Annotated in this window: 22 protein-coding genes; 15 read left to right on the top strand and 7 right to left on the bottom strand. The window is 69.9% G+C overall.

The window, feature by feature from the left end; translation table 11 throughout:
* Positions 1 to 215: 215 nt before the first annotated feature.
* A complete protein-coding gene (locus OP79_RS29380) occupies positions 216 to 974 on the top strand; it encodes a VOC family protein (protein WP_245685491.1) in 759 nt (252 codons plus the stop codon).
* Positions 975 to 1,218: 244 nt separating this feature from the next.
* On the opposite strand, the gene OP79_RS55440 is transcribed toward OP79_RS29380, so the two are convergent.
* Positions 1,219 to 1,356, bottom strand: a complete 138-nt coding sequence (locus OP79_RS55440; protein WP_157857381.1) for a hypothetical protein — start codon at positions 1,354 to 1,356, stop codon at positions 1,219 to 1,221.
* The gene (locus tag OP79_RS29370) at positions 1,346 to 2,416 is read right to left on the bottom strand and encodes a YihY/virulence factor BrkB family protein (RefSeq protein ID WP_033324417.1); all 1,071 of its coding nucleotides are present in this window, start codon (positions 2,414 to 2,416) and stop codon (positions 1,346 to 1,348) included. The genes OP79_RS55440 and OP79_RS29370 overlap by 11 nt, the downstream gene beginning before the upstream one ends.
* A gap of 175 nt (positions 2,417 to 2,591) precedes the next feature.
* Between OP79_RS29370 and OP79_RS29365 the strand changes: the two genes are divergently transcribed.
* From OP79_RS29365 to OP79_RS29320, 10 genes are all read left to right on the top strand, one after another.
* Positions 2,592 to 4,247, top strand: a complete 1,656-nt coding sequence (locus OP79_RS29365) for an FAD-dependent oxidoreductase (protein WP_033324460.1) — start codon at positions 2,592 to 2,594, stop codon at positions 4,245 to 4,247.
* Between the two features lie 133 nt (positions 4,248 to 4,380).
* Positions 4,381 to 4,908 (top strand): hypothetical protein, encoded by a 528-nt coding sequence (locus tag OP79_RS29360; RefSeq protein ID WP_033324416.1) that lies wholly within the window; start codon positions 4,381 to 4,383, stop codon positions 4,906 to 4,908.
* Between the two features lie 408 nt (positions 4,909 to 5,316).
* Positions 5,317 to 5,940, top strand: a complete 624-nt coding sequence (locus tag OP79_RS29355) for a class F sortase (protein WP_033324415.1) — start codon at positions 5,317 to 5,319, stop codon at positions 5,938 to 5,940.
* Positions 5,941 to 6,121: 181 nt separating this feature from the next.
* Complete coding sequence (locus OP79_RS29350; protein WP_033324414.1) at positions 6,122 to 7,279, top strand: SchA/CurD-like domain-containing protein; 1,158 nt, start codon at positions 6,122 to 6,124, stop codon at positions 7,277 to 7,279.
* A 105-nt stretch (positions 7,280 to 7,384) separates the two neighbouring features.
* Entirely contained in the window at positions 7,385 to 7,837 is a 453-nt protein-coding gene (locus OP79_RS29345) for a cupin domain-containing protein (RefSeq protein WP_033324413.1), read from the top strand.
* Positions 7,834 to 9,102, top strand: a complete 1,269-nt coding sequence (locus tag OP79_RS29340) for a beta-ketoacyl-[acyl-carrier-protein] synthase family protein (protein WP_033324412.1) — start codon at positions 7,834 to 7,836, stop codon at positions 9,100 to 9,102. The genes OP79_RS29345 and OP79_RS29340 overlap by 4 nt, the downstream gene beginning before the upstream one ends.
* Entirely contained in the window at positions 9,099 to 10,346 is a 1,248-nt protein-coding gene (locus tag OP79_RS29335; RefSeq protein WP_033324411.1) for a ketosynthase chain-length factor, read from the top strand. Before OP79_RS29340 ends, OP79_RS29335 begins: the two co-directional genes overlap by 4 nt.
* A 20-nt stretch (positions 10,347 to 10,366) precedes the next feature.
* Positions 10,367 to 10,624 (top strand): acyl carrier protein, encoded by a 258-nt coding sequence (locus OP79_RS29330; RefSeq protein ID WP_033324410.1) that lies wholly within the window; start codon positions 10,367 to 10,369, stop codon positions 10,622 to 10,624.
* A gap of 1 nt (position 10,625) precedes the next feature.
* On the top strand, positions 10,626 to 11,108 hold the full coding sequence (locus OP79_RS29325) for an SRPBCC family protein (RefSeq protein WP_033324408.1): 483 nt from the start codon (positions 10,626 to 10,628) through the stop codon (positions 11,106 to 11,108).
* A gap of 29 nt (positions 11,109 to 11,137) precedes the next feature.
* On the top strand, positions 11,138 to 11,470 hold the full coding sequence (locus tag OP79_RS29320) for a TcmI family type II polyketide cyclase (protein ID WP_033324459.1): 333 nt from the start codon (positions 11,138 to 11,140) through the stop codon (positions 11,468 to 11,470).
* A 77-nt stretch (positions 11,471 to 11,547) separates the two neighbouring features.
* Here OP79_RS29320 and OP79_RS29315 read toward each other — a convergent pair whose 3' ends face one another.
* Positions 11,548 to 12,582, bottom strand: coding sequence for a methyltransferase (locus OP79_RS29315; protein ID WP_033324407.1), 1,035 nt, complete (start codon positions 12,580 to 12,582; stop codon positions 11,548 to 11,550).
* Positions 12,583 to 12,676: 94 nt separating this feature from the next.
* Positions 12,677 to 13,735, bottom strand: coding sequence for a right-handed parallel beta-helix repeat-containing protein (locus OP79_RS29310; RefSeq protein WP_033324405.1), 1,059 nt, complete (start codon positions 13,733 to 13,735; stop codon positions 12,677 to 12,679).
* Between the two features lie 187 nt (positions 13,736 to 13,922).
* On the opposite strand from OP79_RS29310, the gene OP79_RS29305 reads away from it, so the two are divergent.
* From OP79_RS29305 to OP79_RS29295, 3 genes are all read left to right on the top strand, one after another.
* A complete protein-coding gene (locus OP79_RS29305; protein WP_245685490.1) occupies positions 13,923 to 14,666 on the top strand; it encodes a hypothetical protein in 744 nt (247 codons plus the stop codon).
* Positions 14,667 to 14,750: 84 nt separating this feature from the next.
* Positions 14,751 to 15,356: a sigma-70 family RNA polymerase sigma factor gene (locus tag OP79_RS29300; protein WP_051745002.1), complete on the top strand. Its 606-nt coding sequence runs from the start codon at positions 14,751 to 14,753 to the stop codon at positions 15,354 to 15,356.
* Positions 15,357 to 15,487: 131 nt separating this feature from the next.
* A complete protein-coding gene (locus OP79_RS29295; protein ID WP_051745001.1) occupies positions 15,488 to 16,252 on the top strand; it encodes a DUF1775 domain-containing protein in 765 nt (254 codons plus the stop codon).
* A gap of 109 nt (positions 16,253 to 16,361) precedes the next feature.
* On the opposite strand, the gene OP79_RS29290 is transcribed toward OP79_RS29295, so the two are convergent.
* Together OP79_RS29290 and OP79_RS29285 are read right to left on the bottom strand one after the other, a co-directional pair.
* Positions 16,362 to 17,150 (bottom strand): carbonic anhydrase, encoded by a 789-nt coding sequence (locus OP79_RS29290; protein WP_211270884.1) that lies wholly within the window; start codon positions 17,148 to 17,150, stop codon positions 16,362 to 16,364.
* 224 nt (positions 17,151 to 17,374) lie between these two features.
* On the bottom strand, positions 17,375 to 18,076 hold the full coding sequence (locus tag OP79_RS29285) for an RsiG family protein (RefSeq protein WP_106972505.1): 702 nt from the start codon (positions 18,074 to 18,076) through the stop codon (positions 17,375 to 17,377).
* A gap of 178 nt (positions 18,077 to 18,254) precedes the next feature.
* Here OP79_RS29285 and dtd point away from each other — a divergent pair, with 178 nt between their 5' ends.
* Positions 18,255 to 18,680 carry a D-aminoacyl-tRNA deacylase gene (gene dtd, locus OP79_RS29280; RefSeq protein ID WP_033324450.1) on the top strand — a complete coding sequence of 142 codons (426 nt, stop codon included), beginning with the start codon at positions 18,255 to 18,257 and terminating at the stop codon, positions 18,678 to 18,680.
* Between the two features lie 41 nt (positions 18,681 to 18,721).
* Here dtd and ygfZ read toward each other — a convergent pair whose 3' ends face one another.
* Positions 18,722 to 19,687: a CAF17-like 4Fe-4S cluster assembly/insertion protein YgfZ gene (ygfZ, locus tag OP79_RS29275; protein ID WP_033324448.1), complete on the bottom strand. Its 966-nt coding sequence runs from the start codon at positions 19,685 to 19,687 to the stop codon at positions 18,722 to 18,724.
* Positions 19,688 to 19,712: the final 25 nt, after the last annotated feature.

The raw sequence follows: 19,712 nt of genomic DNA, 5'->3' as shown, positions 1-19,712 counted from the left end.
ATGTGACATGAGCAGCGTGAAACCACGTGGGGGTGACGGGAGTCGGGCAAAGACAGCTCGGCGACCGCCAGGACACGTTCACCCGGTACGCGGGCTGGATCGATCTGCGACTGGCCTGAGACACCTTGAGATGTCGCTTCGTATAGGACAGGTATTGGCCTAGACGGCTCCTACTGTCAGAGGCAGATTCTCGGTTGTCCGACATCAGGGAGCGCATGATGAGCTACGTCAGCAGCATCCAGCCGGACGGTACGCCCACGTGGATCGACCTCCGGGTGCCCGACCGGGAGCGCGCGCTGGAGTTCTACGGTGCGCTCTTCGGCTGGGAGTACGACGGGAGGGCCGCGGAGACCGGCCTCGGCACGGTATGCCTGCTGCACGGCCGGCCCGTCGCGGCCATCGCGCAGGCCCCGGCCACCACGGGCTTCGGCTGGAACATGTACTTCGCCACCGCGGACTGCGCCGGCACCGCCAAGCGCATCGTCGAGGCGGGTGGTTCCCTGCTCAAGGCTCCGACGGACGTCGGGGATCAGGGCCGCACGGTCATCGCCGAGGACCCGGTCGGCGCCCGCTTCGGTCTCTGGGAGGGGCGGGCGCACCTCGGCTGCGAGGTCGTGAACGAGCCCGGCTCGCTCGTACGGAACGACCTGGTCACCCCGGACCCCGAACCCGCCCGAGCTTTCTACACGGCCGTCTTCGACTACACCCTGGACCTCAACGAGACCCTCCCGGACCTCGACTTCACCTTCCTGCGCCGCAGGGACGGCCACGAGATCGGCGGCATCTTCGGTTTCCCGACCGCCCCCAAGTCCGCCTGGGCCACCACGTTCGAGGTGGCCGACACGGACGCGGTGGTGCGGCGCGCCATCACGGCGGGCGCCACCGCCGACGCCCCCGAGGACACCCCTTACGGCCGGAGCGCCACCATCACGGACCCCTTCGGGGTGGAGTTCTCAGTCATCACGAGACTCTGACATCACGAGACTCTGACTAGCCGCCCCGCCCGATACAACGGTGCGGGGCGGCCGCCTCAGAAGTTCTCCACGAGCAGGGTCGCCAGCCACAGCAGCACCGCCAGCGTGGCGAGCAGGCCGATCGCCTGGGCGGCCCAGCGAGGAATCCCTCGCATCTCATCCCTCCTCACCTCGGGTCCTGCCCAGGGTCCTACCCGTCGCCGGATCAAATCAGCGCGCTGACGCGCCACGCCGGCCCGTCGAATCAGACGTGACCGCCCGCCGCCGCTGCCATGAGCGGTTCCACGGCCTTCTCGGTCGTGTCCGGAGGGACGACGAGCAGGTCCCGGCACTCCCGGCCGGGGGCGAGCATGACGACGGTGGTCTCGGCCTCAGGATTCAAGACGGCGGCGGTCCTCCTCGTCCCACTTCCGGGTGTCGCGCGGCTGCACATACGGCTCCTTCTCGGCCGGGTAGCCGCCCGCGACGGCGCGCTGCCGGGACAGCTCCGCGTCGAACTCCAGGCCGAGCAGGATCGCCAGGTTCGCGATCCACAGCCACACCAGGAAAATGATCACGCCGGCGAGCGTGCCGTAGGTCTTGTTGTACGAGCCGAAGTTCGCCACGTACAGCGCGAACCCCGCCGAGGCGATCATCCAGACCACCAGCGCCAGGAAACTCCCCGGCGTGATCCAGCGGAAGCCGCGGACCCGCGCGTTCGGCGTCGCCCAGTACAGGATCGCGATCATGACCGTGACCAGGAACAGCAGTACCGGCCACTTCGCGTACGACCACACCGTCAGTGCCGTGTCACCGACCCCCAGCGTGGTGCCGACCTGCCGGGCCAGAGCGCCGGTGAACACGACGATCAGCGCACTGGCCACAGCCATGATCATCAGCACCACGGTCACTCCGACCCGCACCGGCAGTACCTTCCACACCGGCCGGCCCTCGGGGACGTCGTAGACCGCGTTCGCGCTCCTGATGAACCCGGCGACATAGCCGGAGGCCGACCACACCGCGAGCACCAGACCCACGATCGCCATGACCGAGCCGATGCCGGCGTTGCCCTGCAACTGCCGCACCGCGTTGCTCAGAATGTCCCGCGCCGCTCCCGGGGCGAGGTTCTGGATGTTGTCCAGCACCTGCCGCGTCGCCGACGCTCCGGCGATCCCGACCAGCGAGATCAACGCCAGCAGCGCCGGGAACAGCGCCAGAATCCCGTAGTACGTCAGCGCCGCGGCCCGGTCGGTCAGCTCGTCCTTCTTGAACTCCTTGAAGGTGCCTTTCAGTACCGCTCCCCAGGAGCGCTTGGGCAGGTCCGTCGGAGTGTCCGGCGCCTGCCGCTCCACCTGTTCGTCCGGCCCGGCCTCCGGTGCCTCCGGCGCCCGCACGGTCTCGGCCTTCCGGTCGGCCACACCGTGCCCGCCGTGCCTTCCATGCCGTTTCAACGTCCGTACCATCCCGCACGAGTATCCGGCCGAGCAGCACTTATCCATGCTTTGCGGCATTCGGGGATTGCCGAGAAGCGGTTTACGTGGGTGAAGCGTGAGCCGCCGTCCGCCTCGCGGGGCATGCATGGAGATCCCGGCCGTATGTGGATGAGCCGGGACAGACGCGACATCCTGGAGGCGAATGATGAACGCAAGAGCCGATCGAGCAGATCCGACGGTCCACGAGGTCCCGGTCCTCATTGTCGGCGGTTCCCTGGTCGGCCTGTCGACCTCGCTGTTCCTCGGCCGACTGGGGGTGCGGCACACGCTGGTGGAGCGCCATGCCGGCACGTCCATCCACCCCCGTGGCCGTGGCAACAACGTCCGTACGATGGAGCTGTTCCGGGTGGCCGGCGTGGAGCCGGCCATCCGTGAGGCTGCGGCCACCCTCGCCGACAACCACGGCATCCTGCAGACGCCCACTCTGGTCGGCGACACGGGCGAGTGGCTGTTCAAGGAGATCGACCCGGGCGGCGGGCTGGCCCGCTTCAGCCCGAGTTCCTGGTGCCTGTGCAGCCAGGACGACCTGGAGCCGGTCCTGCTCGACCATGCCGCCTCACTCGGCGGCGACCTGCGCTACTCCACCGAACTGATGTCGTTCGACACCGACTCCACCGGCGTCAGCGCGGTGGTCAAGAGCCGGCAGACGGGCGAACACACCACGATCCGCGCGGACTACCTCGTCGCCGCCGACGGCCCCCGCAGCCCCGTACGGGAACAGCTCGGCATCGGCCAGAGCGGCCCCGGCGACCTGTTCCACAACATCAGCGTGACCTTCCGTTCCGAGCGCCTCGCCGAGGTGGTGGGCGACCGACGCTTCATCGTCTGCTACCTGACCAGCCCGGACGCCGACGGCGCCCTGCTGCCGGTGGACAACCACAGGAACTGGGTCTTTCACGCCCCCTGGCACCCCGAACTCGGCGAAACGCTCGAGGATTTCACCGACGAGCGCTGTGCCGACCACATCCGCCGCGCGGTCGGGGACGCGGGCCTCGACGTCCGGATCACCGGCAAGGCGCCCTGGCACGCCGCCCAGCGCGTGGCTCGCGGCTACCGGTCGGGACGGGTCTTCCTGGCCGGCGACTCGGCGCATGAGATGTCCCCCACCGGAGCCTTCGGCTCCAACACCGGTATCCAGGACGCCCACAACCTCGCCTGGAAACTGGCCGCGGTATTCGGCGGCTGGGCAGGGGAAGCACTGCTGGACACCTACGACTCCGAGCGCCGTCCGGTGGCGGAGGTGACCAGCGCCCGCGCGGCGGCCCGGTCTGCCGAGCACAGCCACCCCGGCTTCGCCCCGCCGCCCGGCGCCGGGGGTGGGCCGCGGAGCGGCATCCTCAACATGGTCCTCGGCCACCGCTATCCGCACGGCGCTGTCGTCGGCGCCGATCCCACGGTCCCGGTCGTCCCGGAGAAACTCACCCTGATGGGGGAGCCAGGCAGCCGCGCACCCCACCTGTGGGTACGGCACCAGGGCCGACGCGTCTCCACCCTGGACCTCTACGAACGGTCCATGGTTCTGCTCAGCGACGCCGACGACGCGAGCGAATGGCACAAGGCGGCCCTCCGCCTTGCCGAGCAGTTGCCCGTCCCTCTCACCTCGTACAGGCTGGGCACCGGACCCGACAGCGAGCTGACGCCCGAGGGCGACGTGGACTGGGCGGAGCGCCATGGCACGACACGTGCAGGCGCCGTACTCGTACGGCCCGACGGGTTCGTCGCCTGGCGATCGTCAGGTCCGGTCCTCGATGCGGAATTGACGCTGCGTCAAGTCCTGGGCACGGTCCTGGCACTGAGCTGATCGGTGCGGCGTCACCCGGCTGAGCGCCCCGAGTGGTGGGGAGCGGAGACCTGACTGACGGTGGTTCACATCGAGGTCGGGTCACTCAGCTGACGAAGTGCCAGCTGCCCGGCCACGGCGGAAGGATCGTCAGATGCGCTCTGCTCGATTGCTCCTGGCCACCGCGGCGGCTTCGGCCGTCCTCGCTCTCGGCGCTCCCGGCGCCTACGCGGGTGACGGGAGCCAACAGGACTCTTCCTCCAAGGGCGAGAACTCTTCCTCCTACGGCAAGGACTACGGCAAGGAGCACCACAAGGAAGGCAAGCACGGCAAGCACGAGTGGCCGCAGGGCGGCGTGCACACCGGCGGTGGCGCGCTGACCGACGTCGCCGAGCCAGGCAGCGAGGACCGCTCGGGAAGCTACAAGGAGCACGGGGGCAAGGGATACGGCAAGGAGGAGTCCTGGAAGGGCGAGTACGGCAAGGAGGAGTCCTGGAAGGGTGAGCACGGCAAGGGCGAGTACGGCAAGGGCGAGTACGAGAAGCCCCATGGCGGAGTGCACACCGGCGGCGGCGGGCTCGCCGAACCGACGGTGACCGCGGGCGGGCTGGCCGTCCTGGCCGTCGCCGGCGCCGGCCTGTACGCGGCGCGCCGCAAGAAGACCGGCGCAAGCGCGGCCTGACCCACGCCACCTGACCCACGCCGTACGACACAGCCGCCGCCGCAGCCGCCACGCGCACGCCGTGTGGCGGCCCGGCGGCCCAGCCGCTCCGCGGGGGGTGCGTGATTCGTCTGCGGGTTCGTTGTGGCTGGTCGCGCAGTTCCCCGCGCCCCTAAGAGGCCTGCGGCCTCCTTAGGGGCGCGGTACAGCACCGGACTTTGCTGGACCCGCTTAGCCCTCCGCGAGCCCCCTCCCCCGCTGCCGCGTCCTAGCGAGGTGGTCCCGATGGCAGCTCCCCCTGTCCCTCCCCGTCCCCCCTATCCCCCGTATCCGGCCTCTCGCCCCTCTCCTCCCTCTCCTCCCTCTGTCGACAACTCCCCTTCCGGAGGCGACGCCCCGGCCGGGCACCGATGCCGTACGAGCCTGACCATGGTGTGCGCCGCGGCCCTCATGATCCTGGCAGCCGTCCTGTACGGCGGCAGGGAGTCGTCCTCCGGCACCTCCCAGAGCTCCCTGCATCCGCCGTCCGCCCAGCAGGCCCCGCCCGTCGAGCCGCAGGCGGAGAAGGACCCGCCCCGGGCGGAGAAGGCGGGGAAGGAGCTGCCGCGCTCGCAGCCGACGCGTCTGCTCATCCCGAAGATCTCGGTCGACGCCCCCTTCATGCCTCTCGCCCTCGACCCCAAGGGACAGCTCGAAGCCCCGCCTGCCGACAACGTCAACCTCGTCGGCTGGTACGCCGAGGGAGCCTCCCCCGGCGAGGCGGGCACGTCGATCATCGCCGGGCACGTGGACACCCGGACGTCCCCGGCCGTGTTCGCGGGTCTCGGCGAACTGAAGAAGGGCGATGTCTTCCACGTCGTACGGGCCGACGGGCGCAAGGCCTCCTTCGCCGTCGACAGTGCGGAGACCTTCAAGAAGGACGACTTCCCTGACGAGCGTGTGTACGCCGACACCTCCCGACCCGAGGTCCGGCTCATCACCTGTGCGGGTGCCTACGACCGCTCGGCCATGGACTACACGGAGAACCTGGTGGTCTTCGCCCACCTCGTCTGAACCCCGGCAGCGAAGCCCCGGCCGCCTCCTCGCAGTTGGATGCCGGGGTTCCCGCGTGGCCCATCACCCGCGTAGTCCATACGAGTCGCGCGCTTCCGGGGACGGGCACAAGATCGAACCACGCCGAACTCGCAGTACCACGACCGACGTCCACCCCTGCCCCCCGAAGGAGATGAGCAGGATGACGACCACGTCCGCCCCTGCCTCAAAGCCGCCGACACATCAGCCGACATATCAGGTGTCGTCACGTGTCTCCCAGTCCGTGTTCGACGGCTCCCGGCTCCGTGTCGTCCTGCTGGTGGACGTCCACGACGGAGCCCAGCAGCAGTTCCTGGAGGCGTACGAGCAACTGTGCAACCAGGTCGCGTCCGTTCCCGGGCATGTCAGCGACCAGCTGTGCCAGTCGATCGAGAATCCCTCCCAGTGGCTGATCACCAGTGAGTGGGAGAGCGCCCCGCCGTTCCTCGCCTGGGTGAACAGTGAGGAGCACGTCCAGATGGTGGAGCCGCTGCACAGCTGCGTACGGGACACCAGGTCGCTTCGCTTCCACGTCGTCCGCGAGACCGGCGGCCCGGCGGAAGCCACCCCCGCGAAGCGCCGTCTTCAGGCCTCGCCCCGGATCGGTGACGGCGTGATCCGCCACGCCCTCACCTTCACGGTCAAGCCGGGCAGTGAGGCGGCCGTCGCCCGGATCCTCGCCGACTACGCCTCGCCCGAACCGCAGGTCGACGACACCACCCGGCTGTGCCGTACGTCCCTGTTCATGCACGGCAACCGGGTGGTGCGGACCATCGAGGTGCGGGGCGACCTGCTCGCAGCGCTGCGCCACGTGGCCCGGCAGCCCGAGGTACGGGCCGTGGAAGAGGCCATCAATCCTCATCTGGAGCAGAGCCGGGACCTCGACGACCCCGAGTCCGCCCGGGTCTTCTTCACACGGGCCGCGCTGCCCGCCGTACACCATGTGACGGCGGAGCAGGAGGACCCGCGGGCGGAGCGGCATGCCCTGTACTACCCGGCCCGGCCCCGCTGCGGCATGCGGCTGGCCGAACTGCTGGCCCGGCAGGACGAAGCGGCGGCGGGCAGTCCGTACAGCCCCGTTCTGCGCAGCACGATCTTCCAGCGCGACGACGTGGTGGTCCGGCTGATCGATGTGCTCGGCGGTCTCGACGCCGCCGACCCGGCGTTGGCCCTCGGCCTCCCGGACACCGGACCCGTGGCCGAGCTGACGACGCTCCTGGACGACGTCGGTACGAACGCCGGGGCGGACACCCCCCTCACCCGCCTCCTCGGCCTGGTCCGGATGGAGTTCGTCACCGACCGCCGCTCACCCGAAGCCTGACTCACTCACCCGAAGCCTGATCCGTCCACCACACGGGTCGCGGCGACCACGGCCCTCATGTCGACCGGCTCTCATGTCGACACAGCACACGATCGGAGCAACGTCGTGATCAAACCCCGTCCCAGAATCGTGGATCTCAACGAGGTTGAGCCCAACACCCGGCGCGGCGGCGATCTGCGCGCCATACTCACCCCCGCCACGGTCGGCTCCACCAGCGGTTTCATGGGCGTGGCCATCGTGCAGCCCGGCGAGCGCATCGGTGAGCACTACCACCCGTACTCCGAGGAGTTCGTGTACGTCCTGTGCGGGCAGCTGGAGGTCGACCTGGACGGCGACCCGCACCCGCTGCGGCCCGAACAGGGGCTCATGATCCCCGCTTACATGCGGCACCGTTTCCGCAACGTCGGCGATGTGGAGGCGCGCCTCGTCTTCCACCTCGGTCCGCTGGCGCCGAGCCCGCCGCTCGGTCACGTGGACACCGAGGGGACGGAAGCCGGCGCGGACGGGGCCGACGCGAGTGAGGGCCGGACGATCGACCGAAACAAGGTCGGTTCATGACCAGGCGCGTGGCGGTCACCGGCATAGGCGTCGTCGCCCCGGGCGGCATCGGTGTACCGGCGTTCTGGGATCTCCTGGCAGGCGGGCGCACCGCGACACGGGGCATCACCTTCTTCGACCCGACAGGCCTGCGCTCGCGGATAGCCGCCGAGTGCGACTTCGATCCGGCGGCCCACGGGCTGGACGCGGAGCAGGTCGCACGCTCCGACCGGTACGTCCAGTTCGCCTTGGTCGCCGCTCAGGAAGCGATACGGAACGCCGGCCTGGACCTCGGCCAGGAGGACCCCTGGCGGGTCGGGGTCTCGCTCGGGACCGCGGTGGGTGGCACCACCCGCCTGGAACACGACTACGTACTGGTCAGCCATCAAGGACAGCGCTGGGACGTGGACCACCGGGAGGCAGGGCCGCATCTGCACCGCGCGTTCTCGCCGAGCACGCTCGCCTCGGCGGTGGCGGAGCGGTTCGGAGCGCGGGGGCCGGTGCAGACCGTCTCCACGGGCTGCACCTCGGGCCTCGACGCGGTCGGCTACGCCTTCCACACCATCGAGGAGGGCCGGGCGGATGTCTGCATAGCCGGCGCCTCGGACTCACCGATATCGCCGATCACCATGGCCTGCTTCGACGCGATCAAGGCCACGTCCGCGAACAACGACGACCCCGCCCATGCCTCCCGCCCCTTCGACGCCAACCGTGACGGGTTCGTCATGGGCGAGGGCAGTGCCGTACTCGTCCTGGAGAACCTCGAACACGCCCTGGCCCGCGGCACCCACGTGTACTGCGAGCTCAGCGGCTACGCCACCTTCGGCAACGCCTACCACATGACCGGCCTGACCAAGGAGGGCCTGGAGATGGCCCGAGCGATCGAGTCCGCCCTCGGCCACGCCGGGCTCGCCGGCACAGCGATCGACTACGTCAACGCGCACGGCTCGGGCACCCAGCAGAACGACCGGCACGAGACCGCCGCCGTGAAACGAGCTCTGGGACAGCACGCCTACGACATCCCCATGAGCTCCATCAAGTCCATGGTGGGCCACTCCCTCGGCGCGATCGGCGCGATCGAACTCGTCGCCTGTGTGCTGGCCCTGACCCACCAGGTGGTACCGCCCACCGCGAACTACGAGACCCCGGACCCCGAGTGCGACCTGGACTACGTCCCGCGCGTCGCTCGCGAGCGGCGACTGAACAACGTGCTCTCCGTGGGCAGCGGGTTCGGCGGCTTCCAGTCCGCGGTGGTCCTGACCCGGCCAAGGGAGGCGACGCTATGAGCGAACCGTATCCGCGGCGTGCCGCCGTCACCGGAATCGGTGTGATCGCGCCCAACGGAACCAGCACCGAGTCCTTCTGGAAGTCCACCCAGGAGGGCATCAGCGTCCTGGACCGGGTCACCCGCGAGGGCTGTGAGCACCTGCCCCTGCGGGTGGCCGGTGAAGTCCGGGGCTTCGAGCCGTCGGAGGCGGTCGAGGAACGCCACCTCGTCCAGACCGACCGGTTCACGCACTTCGCGCTGGCCGCGTCCGACCTCGCGCTGGACGATGCCCGCCTCGGCCAGGCCGACACCGGTCAGGCGCCGTTCTCCGTGGGCGTGGTCACCGCGGCGGGTTCCGGCGGCGGTGAGTTCGGGCAGCGCGAGTTGCAGGAGCTGTGGGGGAAGGGCAGCCGGTACGTCGGCCCGTACCAGTCCATCGCCTGGTTCTACGCCGCCAGCACCGGCCAGATCTCCATCCGGCGCGGCTTCAAGGGCCCCTGCTCGGTCGTCGCCGCCGACGAGGCCGGCGGTCTGGACGCCCTCGCCCACGCGGCGCGCGCCGCGCGACGCGGCACCGATGTGATCGTGGCCGGCGCGACCGAGGCACCGCTGGCCCCCTATTCGGTGGTCTGCCAACTCGGCTACCAGGAACTGAGCACGGCTCAGGACCCGGCGCACGCCTACCGCCCGTTCACCGCCGAGGCCTGTGGATTCGTGCCCGCCGAGGGTGGCGCCATGCTCGTCGTGGAGAACGAGCGCGCGGCCCGGGAGCGGGGCGCGACCGTACGGGCCACCGTCGCCGGACACGCGGCCACGTTCACCGGCGCCTCCCGCTGGGCGGAGTCCAGGCAAGGGCTCGCCCGTGCCATCAGCGGTGCGCTGGAGGAAGCCGGTTGTGCCCCCGGGGAGATCGACGTGGTCTTCGCCGACGCCCTCGGCGTACCGGAGGCGGACCGTGCCGAGGCGCTGGCGATCGCGGACGCCCTCGGCGCGCATGGCGGGCGCGTACCCGTGACCGCACCCAAGACCGGTATCGGCCGCGGCTACTGCGCGGCGTCCGTGCTGGACGCCACGGCGGCCGTGCTCGCGATGGAGCACGGCCTGATCCCCCCGACCCCCAACGTCTCCGACATCTGCCATGACCTCGACCTCGTGACCGGCCGGGCCCGTGCCGCCGAGCTGCGCACTGCGCTGGTCCTCAGCCGGGGGCTCATGGGATCGAACTCGGCGCTGGTGCTACGGCGCGGCGCCGACGCCTCGTAAAAGCAAAGGAGAGGAACCGTATGAGTGAGCAAATCACCGTAGAAGAGCTGTCCGAACTCATGAAGAAGGCGGCCGGAGTCACCGTCGCCCCCGGCGAACTGCAGGAGCGCAGCGACTCCGGCTTCGACGCCCTCGGCATCGACTCGCTCGGTCTGCTCGGCGTCGTGGGCGAGTTGGAGAAGCGGTACGGCACCCCGCTGCCTCCCGACGCGGAACGCTGCAAGACCCCGCGGCAGTTCCTCGACCTCGTCAACGGTGCCCTCGTGGCAGGAGCGTGACATGACCGGACACACGGAGAACGACATCACCATCGCCGCACCGCTGGACCTGGTCTGGGACATGACCAACGACGTGGCCAACTGGCCTCAGCTGTTCAGCGAGTACGCCTCGGCCGAGATCCTCTCCCAGGAGGGGAACAAGACCACCTTCCGGCTGACCATGAAGCCCGACGAGAACGGCACCGTCTGGAGCTGGGTCTCGGAGCGGGAGACGGACCGCGACGCGCTCAGCGTGCGTGCCCGCCGCGTCGAGACGGGGCCCTTCGCGTACATGAACATCCGCTGGCAGTACGAGAAGGTGCCGGAGGGCACCCGGATGGTGTGGACGCAGGACTTCGCGATGAAGCCGGACGCACCGGTCGACGACGCCTGGATGACGGACAACATCAACAAGAACTCCAAGGTCCAGCTGGCCCTGATCCGGGACCGCATCGAACAGGCCGCCGCTCAGCGCCGACCCGTGTCGTCGTCCCTGACCGACTGAGCCGGACGGAGGACAACTCGATGAGTTCGATGCACCAGACCCTGATCGTCGCCCGCATGGCTCCGGGGTCGGCCCCCGACATCGCCAAGGTGTTCGAGGAGTCCGACCGGGGCGAGCTGCCGCATCTCGTGGGAGTCGCCCGACGCAGCCTCTTCCAGTTCGGCGAGGTGTACCTGCACCTCATCGAGGCGGAACAGGACCCCGGTCCTGCCATCGCCAAGATGGCCGGACACCCCGAGTTCCGGGACATCAGCGAGCGGCTGTCGGCGTACGTCAGCGCGTACGACCCCGCGACCTGGCGCTCCCCGAAGGACGCGATGGCCCACCGCTTCTACCGCTGGGAGCGGGGCTCCACCGCCTGAACCTCAGCACTACGCCAAAGGCCGCCGGGCCCGCGACAGTCAGTCGCGGGCCCGGCGGCCTTCGGTCTGCGGCATGCCTATCCGTGGTCGGGCACGGTGCAGTCGAAGGCGTGCAGATACGGGTTGACCGGCCGGACGTCGTCGATGACCAGTCCCGCATCGGTCAGCCGGCGGGTCATGCTCTCGGTGGTGTGCTTCGCCCCGCCGACGTTGAGGAGCAGCAGCAGGTCCATGGCGGTGCTGAACCGCATCGACGGGGTGTCGTCGACGAGGTTCTCGATGACCACTACCCGTGCCCCGGGTCCGCCCGCCTCGATGACGTTGCGCAGGGTCCGGGCGGTGCTGTCGTCGTCCCACTCCAGGATGTTCTTGATGACGTACACGTCCGCCCGGACCGGGACGGCCACCCGGACGTCGCCTGCCACGATGCGCACCCGGTCCGCGAGCGCGCCTGACGTACGCAGCCGTGGATCGGCGTTCTCCACGACGCGCGGCAGGTCGAGCAGCGCGCCACGCATCGACGGATACTTCTCCAGCAGGCTCGCCACCACGTGCCCCTGGCCGCCCCCGATGTCGGCGACCGACGAACTCCCTGACAGATCAAGGAAGTTGGCGACGTCCCGTGCGGACTGCACGCTGGAGGTCGTCATGGCGCGGTTGAAGACGTCGGCCGATTCCGGGGCGTCCTCGTTGAGGTAGGTGAAGAACTCCTTTCCGTACAGGTCCTCGACGACGTTCCGGCCTGTGCGTACCGCCTCGTCCAGCCTGGGCCACGCGTCCCAGGTCCATGGCTCGGTGCACCACAGCGAGATGTGGCGCAGGCTGTGCGGGTCGTCCTCGCGCAGCAGCCGGGACATGTCGGTGTGCGCGAACGTCCCGTCCGGCCGCTCGGCGAAGACGCCGTAGCAGGACAGGGCCCGCAGCAGCCGTCGCAGCGGCCGGGGTTCGGTCTTCACCGCGGCCGCGAGGTCCTCCACAGGCTGGGGACTGTCGCCGAGAGCGTCGGCGACCCCCAGCCGGGCGGCTGCGCGGAGGGCGGCGGCACATGCCGCGCCGAACACGAGTTCCCTCAGCCTCATGGACGGCGGTGGGGCGGTCTGTGCGGTCGTCATGTGCCGCGTTCCTTCCTTCACTTCACTGCCCCGCGGATGGATACCGGGGGATGGACACCGGGTGGATGGACACCGGGTGGATACGGCCGGCCGGTCAGCACAGTCCCGCGGGCCTGGACATACGGCAGGAGTTGCCTTCGAAGGTGTTGCCCTTGCCGGTGTCCGTGTTGACGAGGTCGGCCGGGGCGTTGCCCGCCAGCCGGTTGCCGCTGATCCGGTTCTGCTCGCTGGTGACGCCCACCATGCTCTTGAACAGGACGATGCCGCCCGACAACGGCGAGGTGCCGACGTTGTCCGTGATCTCGTTCCCGGTCACGAGGGTCTTCTCGGCGCCGGTCAGGACGATGCCGGAGCCCTGCAGGAAGGGCAGCCGTTCGGTCTTCGGGCAGAACTTGTTGTTCCGCGTGATGTGGTTGTCGCGTACGGCCAGGTCGCCGGCCCTCGGCTTGTTCTCGTCACCGACGACGAAGACTCCCGCGCAGTTGCCGGTGACGTCGTTGCCCGCGACGCTGAGGTTCCGCAGTCGCCGGACGGTGACGCCGATGCGGTTGCCCTCCAGCCGGTTGTGCTCCACCACCGTGCCCCGGGCGTTCGTGGCGCCCTCCTCGGCCGTGATCGTGTTGGCGAGGAACAGGCCCGCGTCGCCGTTGTCCCGGGCGGTGTTCCACCGGAACACGCCGCGGACGGAAGCCTCTTGGGCGACGCCCCACACCCCGTTCTTCACCGCGGTCACGTTCCGCACGGTCAGCCTGTCGGTGGCCGTGCTGTAGATCCCGTTCTTGGCGAAGCCGGTCACCTTCAGGGCGGCGATGGTGACGTCCTTGACGTTACGGTTCTTCGTCCCCACCACACAGATGCCGTTGCCGCCCTCGGCACAACTGTTGGCGGCCCTCTTCGCGGCGGGTCTGATCACGGTGCCGCCGCCCATGCCGCGCAGCGTGAGCCCGGGTGTGCTCACCTCGACGCTCTCGCGGTAGGTGCCGCGGTGCAGGAGAACGGTGTCGCCGGGTTCGGCGGCGTCCACCGCCCGTTGGATCGACTCTCCGGGACGGACCACGTGGGTCGTATGGGCGGCGGTCGACGGGGCGGCCCCGAGCCCCGTCCCGATGACCGCCGCGGCGCATGCCAGGTAGGCGATATGTTGTTTCATCATATTCCGCACGCTATGCCCCAATTTTTCCCCGGCAAGGCCGAATAGGCCATCTGGCGGCATGCCCTCCGCCTTGCCGTGGCTCGCGTTGCCGTGGCCTGGATCACACGGGCCGGATTGAGTGGCGCACCCGGTGGTTGTCCGTATTGGGCTGTGACGGCCCAATGCCGGTGCAAGGATGAAGCCCGCCATGAGTGCTGGACGGAGTGTTCGTACGCTGAGGGCCGCGATGTTCGCGGTCGTCTGCGTGCTGTTCGCTGTCCAGGGACACGTGATGACGTCCGGTGTCGCGGTGCCCGTCTGGGCACTGGCCGCCGGAGTCGTCGCGACGGGCGGCATGGCGTGGGGTCTGGCGGGCCGGGAACGCGGACTCTTCGTGGTCGGTTCCCTCGCGGTCGCCACCCAGGTGGTTCTCCACGCGTTGTTCTCGCTCGCGCAGGCGGTCGTACGGCCGGAGCCGGCCCATGGGGCGTCCTTCGCCCAGCGGTGGGCGCGCCATCTGCTGTGCACGCCGCCGGGAAGCGGCCCGCGCTCCCCCGACGCGGCGACGACCGCGCACTCCATGAGCCACGACATGGCGGGGACGGCAGGCATGTCGTCCTCCATGGACTCCGCAGCGTCCACGGCATCCACGGCCCACACGGGTCATCTCATGGACGGCATGTCCCCCACCGGCATGCTCGCCGCTCACCTGGCCGCCGCCCTGCTGTGCGGCCTGTGGCTCGCCCACGGTGAGCGCGCCGCCTTCCGTATCCTGCGGGTTCTCGCCGGGTGGCTCGTCGCGCCGCTGCGCCTGCCGCTCCGGCTGCCCTCGCCGCCGTACCGCCCGCGCGTCCGCGCCCTCCGGGACGGCTCGGGTCACGCGTTGCGGCAGCTCCTCCTCGTATACGCGATCACTTCTCGGGGCCCGCCTGTCCGGCCCGCTGTCCTCTGACGACAGCCGGAGCCACCAACAGTCACCGGAACCGCCGAGCCCTCTTCTGCTGGGCCTGGTTCCCGGACCCCGAGAAGGACACAGGTGTTCACTCCTGCCCTGCACAGCTCGCCCTGCCCGCACGACGAGTCGATAACGTCCTGGGCGCTCGCCGCCCGCGGCGGTGACCTGGACGCCGTCGAGAAGTTCGTCCGCGCCCTCCACCGGGACGTCAGCCGCTACGTGACCTACCTCGGCGCCGACCCGCAAGCCGCCGACGACCTGACCCAGGACACCTTCCTGCGGGCCCTCGGCAGCCTGCACCGTTTCGAAGGCCGTTCCTCGGCGCGCAGTTGGCTGCTGGCCATCGCGCGCCGCGCGGTCATCGACAACCTCCGGTACTCCTCCGCCCGGCCCCGCCTGTCGGACCGGGACAACTGGCAGTCGGCGGCCGAACGCGCCCAGCCACGCGGCCTGCCGGGCTTCGACGACGGCATCGCCCTCGCGGAACTGCTGACCGCACTGCCCGACGACCGCCGCGAGGCCTTCGTACTGACCCAGATGCTGGGCCTGTCGTACGAGGAGGCAGCGCGGGCCGGCGGCTGCCCGGTCGGCACCGTGCGCTCGCGTGTGGCCCGCGCCCGCAACTCACTGATCGAGTCCCTGTACGAGGCCGAAGGCCATCGGCCGCTGGCCGCGGCGGCTGCCTGATATCCCGTACGGCCCGTACCTCATATCCCGTACGCCCGTACGTCGCCTGCCGCCGCCCGGCTCATGGGCCGGGCGGCGGCGCCCCGAAGACCCGAACCAAGCCCGCTACACCACCGCTACTAGGAGCCCCCGTGCAGCACCCGACCCTTGCCCTTCCCCGCAGCCTGCGCCGTGTCGGCGCCCTCGGCGGTCTCACGGCAGCCGTGTTCGCGGTCGCCGTCGCCACCGCGGGACCGGCCGCCGCCCATGCGGACGTCGAGGCCGAGGGCGCCCGGGCCCTCGACCAGAACGTGGCGCTGACCTTCTCCGCGGAGTCGGAGTCCGCCTCGGCCGGCATCAGCAAGCTGGAGGTGATCCTGCCCAAGGGCATCGCGCCCGGCGACATCACCTACAAGGAAGGCCCGGACGGCTGGAAACTCACCCCTACCGACCGGGGTTACACCGTCTCAGGACCGAAACTCGACGTTGGGGAGGACGCCGAACACGTCGTCACCGTACGACAGTTGCCAGACGCCAAATCCCTGGCCTTCAAGACGGTACAGAGCTACAGCGACGGCAAGGTGGACCGCTGGATCGAACTGGACGAGGAGGAAACCTCAGACGGCCACGGTCACGGCCACCCCGCCCCCCGCCTGGACCTGAAGCCGGCCGCCCCCGGCGCCAAGCCTGTGGCCCCGACCCCCACGGAGGAGCCCACGCTGTCCGCCCCGCCGTCCGACACGGCAGCGGGCGAACCGAAGACGGGCGCGTCGACACCGGCGGCGGAGCCCGCGGCGAACGACGCGGAGGGCGACGACGGCATGCCCATCGGCGTACCGATCGGCATCGCCGCGTCCGTCCTCGTACTCGGCGGCGGGGCATGGTGGCTCCGCAGCCGCCGCAGCGGATCCGCCTGAGGCCGAAGGCCTCAAGGGCCGACGGAGTCGACCCGGCCGTGACGCGGCCAGGCCCGGCATACCCACGTGGGTATGCCGGGCCTTCCTGTTGTGTGCCTGCTGCGCTCCGTCAGGCGGTCGGCGCCCCCGTCAGGACCTCCACCCGCCCCGTGTCCAGCGAGTAGTACGCGCTGACCACCGCCAGGTCCCCCTTCTTCACCAGCGGACCCAGATCCTTGTTGGACCGCAGATCGGCGGAGGTCTGCTTGACGTGCACACGGGTCATGGCGTCGACCGGGTCTGCGTGCTTCTCCTTGGCGATCACGTCGTACGCCGGGCGCAGGGCCTCGGCGATCGACTGCAGGTTGCCGGGCAGCGGCTTGCCGTCCTTCAGCGCCTTGTGCGCCGCCTTGACCGCGCCGCAGCGCTGGTGCCCGAGCACCACGATCAGCGGAGTTCCGGAGGTCATGGGCCCGTACTCGACGGAACCGGTGACCACGTCGCCGACCACCTGACCGCCGGTACGCATCACGAACAGGTCCCCGAGCCCGGTGTCGAACAGCAGCTCCGGCGGCACCCTTGAGTCGATGCAGGAGAGGATCACACCGAACGGGTCCTGCTCCTCGGCGACGAACTCACGTCGGCGAGGATCCCGGTCGGGGTGCTGAAGCTTCCCGTCCACCCAGCGCTCGTTGCCCTCCATCAGCCTCGCGAACGCCGTCCACGGCGAGTCCGGCCGCTCGCCCGCGGCCGGTGGCGACGTGGAGGGAGTCTTCTTCACCGCGCCCGCGGGCGATGCGGAGTCCGTCGCCGCCCCGCCGTCCGTCTTCGACGAACAGCCGGTGAGGAAGGCCGCGGTGGCCGCCGCCAGCCCTCCGGTGAGAATGGCCCTGCGCTGTGGTCGCACAGCATTACCCATGTGTTTTCCCTTCCAGTGTGGTGCGGGTACGCCACTCTGGCGGGCCGTCGGTTAGCGTCCGTACAGCTCTGGTACAGGGCGGAAAAAGTGCTCACCCAACTCACCCGGCGTCACATCAGGTAACGCCGGGTAACCCAGGCCGAGCAGGGCCGAGCCAGGACGATAATCCTCACTCGTACGGGCGGCGCGACTCAGAAGGCTCAGAAGGGTCGGAAGACCCAGCCTCAGATCAGCAGGTCGTCCACGCGTGCCTCGCCCTCGCGGTACCTGCGCGCGATCTCCGCGCTGCAGTCGTCGGCCGTCCGCTGCAACTGCCGGCGCCGGCGCGAGACCTGCTGCTCGTACCGCAGGAGCCGCCCCATCGCGGTGTTCAGCTCCAGATCCGTACGAGCCTCGAGGTCGGACAGCTCCACCTCCGCGAGCATGTCCGCGGCCTGCCGCCGGAACTCCTCGCTGTGCGGGGTGCCGAGCGTGACATGCCGGGCCGACGAGCGCTGCCGTGCGGGCGCGTCCGTCAGGATCTCCGACAGCCGCTGCACGACGGACGAGATCGACGAGCCGGAGGAGCCGAAGGAGCCGGAAGATGCCTCTTCGGCGAGCGGTGCCGTCGCGGACGAGCGGGCGGGATCGGCCCGTCGTCCGAGTTCCGCACGCAGGATGTCGATCCGCCCCTGGACGAGTCGCCGTACATAGCTGAGGTCCGCCTCGTCCCGCTGGGCTCCGCGCCGCATCGTCCGCAGCTCGGGCAGCCGCAGCCCGGACAGATCGCGTTCGACCGGCGGGCTGTCCGTCCGCTGCACGGGCGGACGCACCCCCACCGGAGGTGCCGTGATCGGATGGCCCGTAGCCGAATTCCCTGCTCCCCCAACTCCCGCGATGCCCCCCGTGACCGCAGGTGGCGACTGCCCCATACCCGATGTGCTCATGCTGCTCATATGCCTCAACCGTCCCCTCGACCGGCGTGTGGATGCATCGTGCCACCCCTGTTGGCTGCTATGAGCCGGAGTGCACCCGATACGCCCCAGATGGAGGCTTAAGGAGTGATAAGAAGACCTAAGAAGATCCCCTACGGAGGTCAAGCCGACGCACGGCATGATGGTCCGTATGCGTGCAGTGGTACAGAGAGTTGACGGCGCGAGCGTCGTCGTCGACGGCGAGACGGTCGGCGAGATCGACGGCGAGGGGTTGTGCGTCCTGGTGGGCGTCACCCACGAGGACACCAAGGAGAAGGCGGCCCAACTGGCCCGCAAACTCTGGTCGATCCGGATGCTGGACGACGAGAAGTCGTGCAGCGACATCGACGCGCCGCTGCTCGTCATCAGCCAGTTCACGCTCTACGGCGACGCCCGCAAGGGCCGCCGCCCCACCTGGAACGCCGCCGCCCCCGGCGACGTCGCCGAACCCCTCGTGGACGAGGTCGTCGCCCAACTCCGTTCCCTGGGCGCGACGGTGGCGACGGGCCGCTTCGGCGCCAAGATGCGCGTATCGCTGACGAACGACGGCCCGTTCACGGTCCTGCTCGAGATGTAGCCCCGCGATGTAGCCCGCGCGCCCTTTCGACAGACCGCGCCCTACACCTCGACCACGGCCTCCTGCGACGCAGCCGTCGCGTCGGCCATCAGCGGTGCGTCAAGGGGCACGTTCCGCTTCACCAGTGCCAGGGCGATCGGGCCGAGCTCGTGATGCCGTACGGCCGTCGTGATGAAACCGATCTTGCGCCCCTCCGGGCCCTCCGCCGCGAGCCGGAGCTCGGCACCGTGCGGCGGCAGGTGCACCTCGCTGCCGTCCAGGTGCAGGAAGACGAGCCGCCGCGGCGGCTTGCCCAGGTTCTGGACGCGGGCGACGGTCTCCTGGCCCCGGTAGCAGCCCTTCTGCAGATGCACCGCCGTGCCGATCCAGCCCAGCTCGTGCGGAATCGTCCGGTGGTCGGTCTCGAAGCCGAGCCGCGGCCGGTGGTTCTCGACGCGCAGGGCCTCGTACGCCAGGATCCCGGCGACCGGCCCGCTCCTGGCCGCGTACGACTCCAGGTCGCCGCGCGGCAGGAACAGATCACGCCCGTACGACATCTCGCGTACGACAACGCCCTCGGGCACCTCGGCGATGGAACCGGCCGGCAGATGCACGACCGCGAACTCGCTTGTCCGGTCCGCGACTTCGACCCGGTAGAAGAACTTCATCGACTCCAGGTACGCGATCAGCGCCTCCTGCGTATCCGGCTCCACGTGAGCCCACGTGGTCGTCCCGTCGTCGACGAGATACAGCGCGTGCTCGATATGGCCGTGCGCGGAGAGGACCAGCGCCTCGGTGGCGTGGCCGGGCGGGAGGTCGGAGACGTGCTGGGTGAGCAGGAGGTGCAGCCAGCTGAGCCGGTCCTCGCCGGAGACGGCGACGACGCCGCGGTGCGAGAGGTCGACGAAACCCGTGCCGTCGGCGAGGGCACGCTGTTCGCGGAACAGGTCGCCGTAGTGCGCGGCGACGCCTTCGTCCACACCCTCGGCGGGCACGGCACCGGGCAGGGACAACAGAGGGCTCTTCATGGGCATACACCCTACGACCGAGTAG

The organism is Streptomyces yerevanensis (assembly GCF_000716805.1).
GTDB lineage: Bacteria > Actinomycetota > Actinomycetes > Streptomycetales > Streptomycetaceae > Streptomyces > Streptomyces flaveus.
This window is presented reverse-complemented; position numbering and strand designations above follow the sequence as displayed.

What these genes read in the sequence shown, in the direction of transcription:
- OP79_RS29380 (WP_245685491.1), top strand. Translation starts at nt 216, where the DNA reads ATGATGAGCTACGTCAGCAGCATCCAGCCGGACGGTACGCCCACGTGG.
- OP79_RS29370 (WP_033324417.1), bottom strand. Translation starts at nt 2,416, where the DNA reads ATGGTACGGACGTTGAAACGGCATGGAAGGCACGGCGGGCACGGTGTG.
- OP79_RS29365 (WP_033324460.1), top strand. Translation starts at nt 2,592, where the DNA reads ATGAACGCAAGAGCCGATCGAGCAGATCCGACGGTCCACGAGGTCCCG.
- OP79_RS29360 (WP_033324416.1), top strand. Translation starts at nt 4,381, where the DNA reads ATGCGCTCTGCTCGATTGCTCCTGGCCACCGCGGCGGCTTCGGCCGTC.
- OP79_RS29355 (WP_033324415.1), top strand. Translation starts at nt 5,317, where the DNA reads ATGGTGTGCGCCGCGGCCCTCATGATCCTGGCAGCCGTCCTGTACGGC.
- OP79_RS29350 (WP_033324414.1), top strand. Translation starts at nt 6,122, where the DNA reads ATGACGACCACGTCCGCCCCTGCCTCAAAGCCGCCGACACATCAGCCG.
- OP79_RS29340 (WP_033324412.1), top strand. Translation starts at nt 7,834, where the DNA reads ATGACCAGGCGCGTGGCGGTCACCGGCATAGGCGTCGTCGCCCCGGGC.
- OP79_RS29335 (WP_033324411.1), top strand. Translation starts at nt 9,099, where the DNA reads ATGAGCGAACCGTATCCGCGGCGTGCCGCCGTCACCGGAATCGGTGTG.
- OP79_RS29330 (WP_033324410.1), top strand. Translation starts at nt 10,367, where the DNA reads ATGAGTGAGCAAATCACCGTAGAAGAGCTGTCCGAACTCATGAAGAAG.
- OP79_RS29325 (WP_033324408.1), top strand. Translation starts at nt 10,626, where the DNA reads ATGACCGGACACACGGAGAACGACATCACCATCGCCGCACCGCTGGAC.
- OP79_RS29320 (WP_033324459.1), top strand. Translation starts at nt 11,138, where the DNA reads ATGCACCAGACCCTGATCGTCGCCCGCATGGCTCCGGGGTCGGCCCCC.
- OP79_RS29315 (WP_033324407.1), bottom strand. Translation starts at nt 12,582, where the DNA reads ATGACGACCGCACAGACCGCCCCACCGCCGTCCATGAGGCTGAGGGAA.
- OP79_RS29310 (WP_033324405.1), bottom strand. Translation starts at nt 13,735, where the DNA reads ATGATGAAACAACATATCGCCTACCTGGCATGCGCCGCGGCGGTCATC.
- OP79_RS29305 (WP_245685490.1), top strand. Translation starts at nt 13,923, where the DNA reads ATGAGTGCTGGACGGAGTGTTCGTACGCTGAGGGCCGCGATGTTCGCG.
- OP79_RS29290 (WP_211270884.1), bottom strand. Translation starts at nt 17,150, where the DNA reads ATGGGTAATGCTGTGCGACCACAGCGCAGGGCCATTCTCACCGGAGGG.
- OP79_RS29285 (WP_106972505.1), bottom strand. Translation starts at nt 18,076, where the DNA reads ATGAGCACATCGGGTATGGGGCAGTCGCCACCTGCGGTCACGGGGGGC.
- dtd (WP_033324450.1), top strand. Translation starts at nt 18,255, where the DNA reads ATGCGTGCAGTGGTACAGAGAGTTGACGGCGCGAGCGTCGTCGTCGAC.
- ygfZ (WP_033324448.1), bottom strand. Translation starts at nt 19,687, where the DNA reads ATGAAGAGCCCTCTGTTGTCCCTGCCCGGTGCCGTGCCCGCCGAGGGT.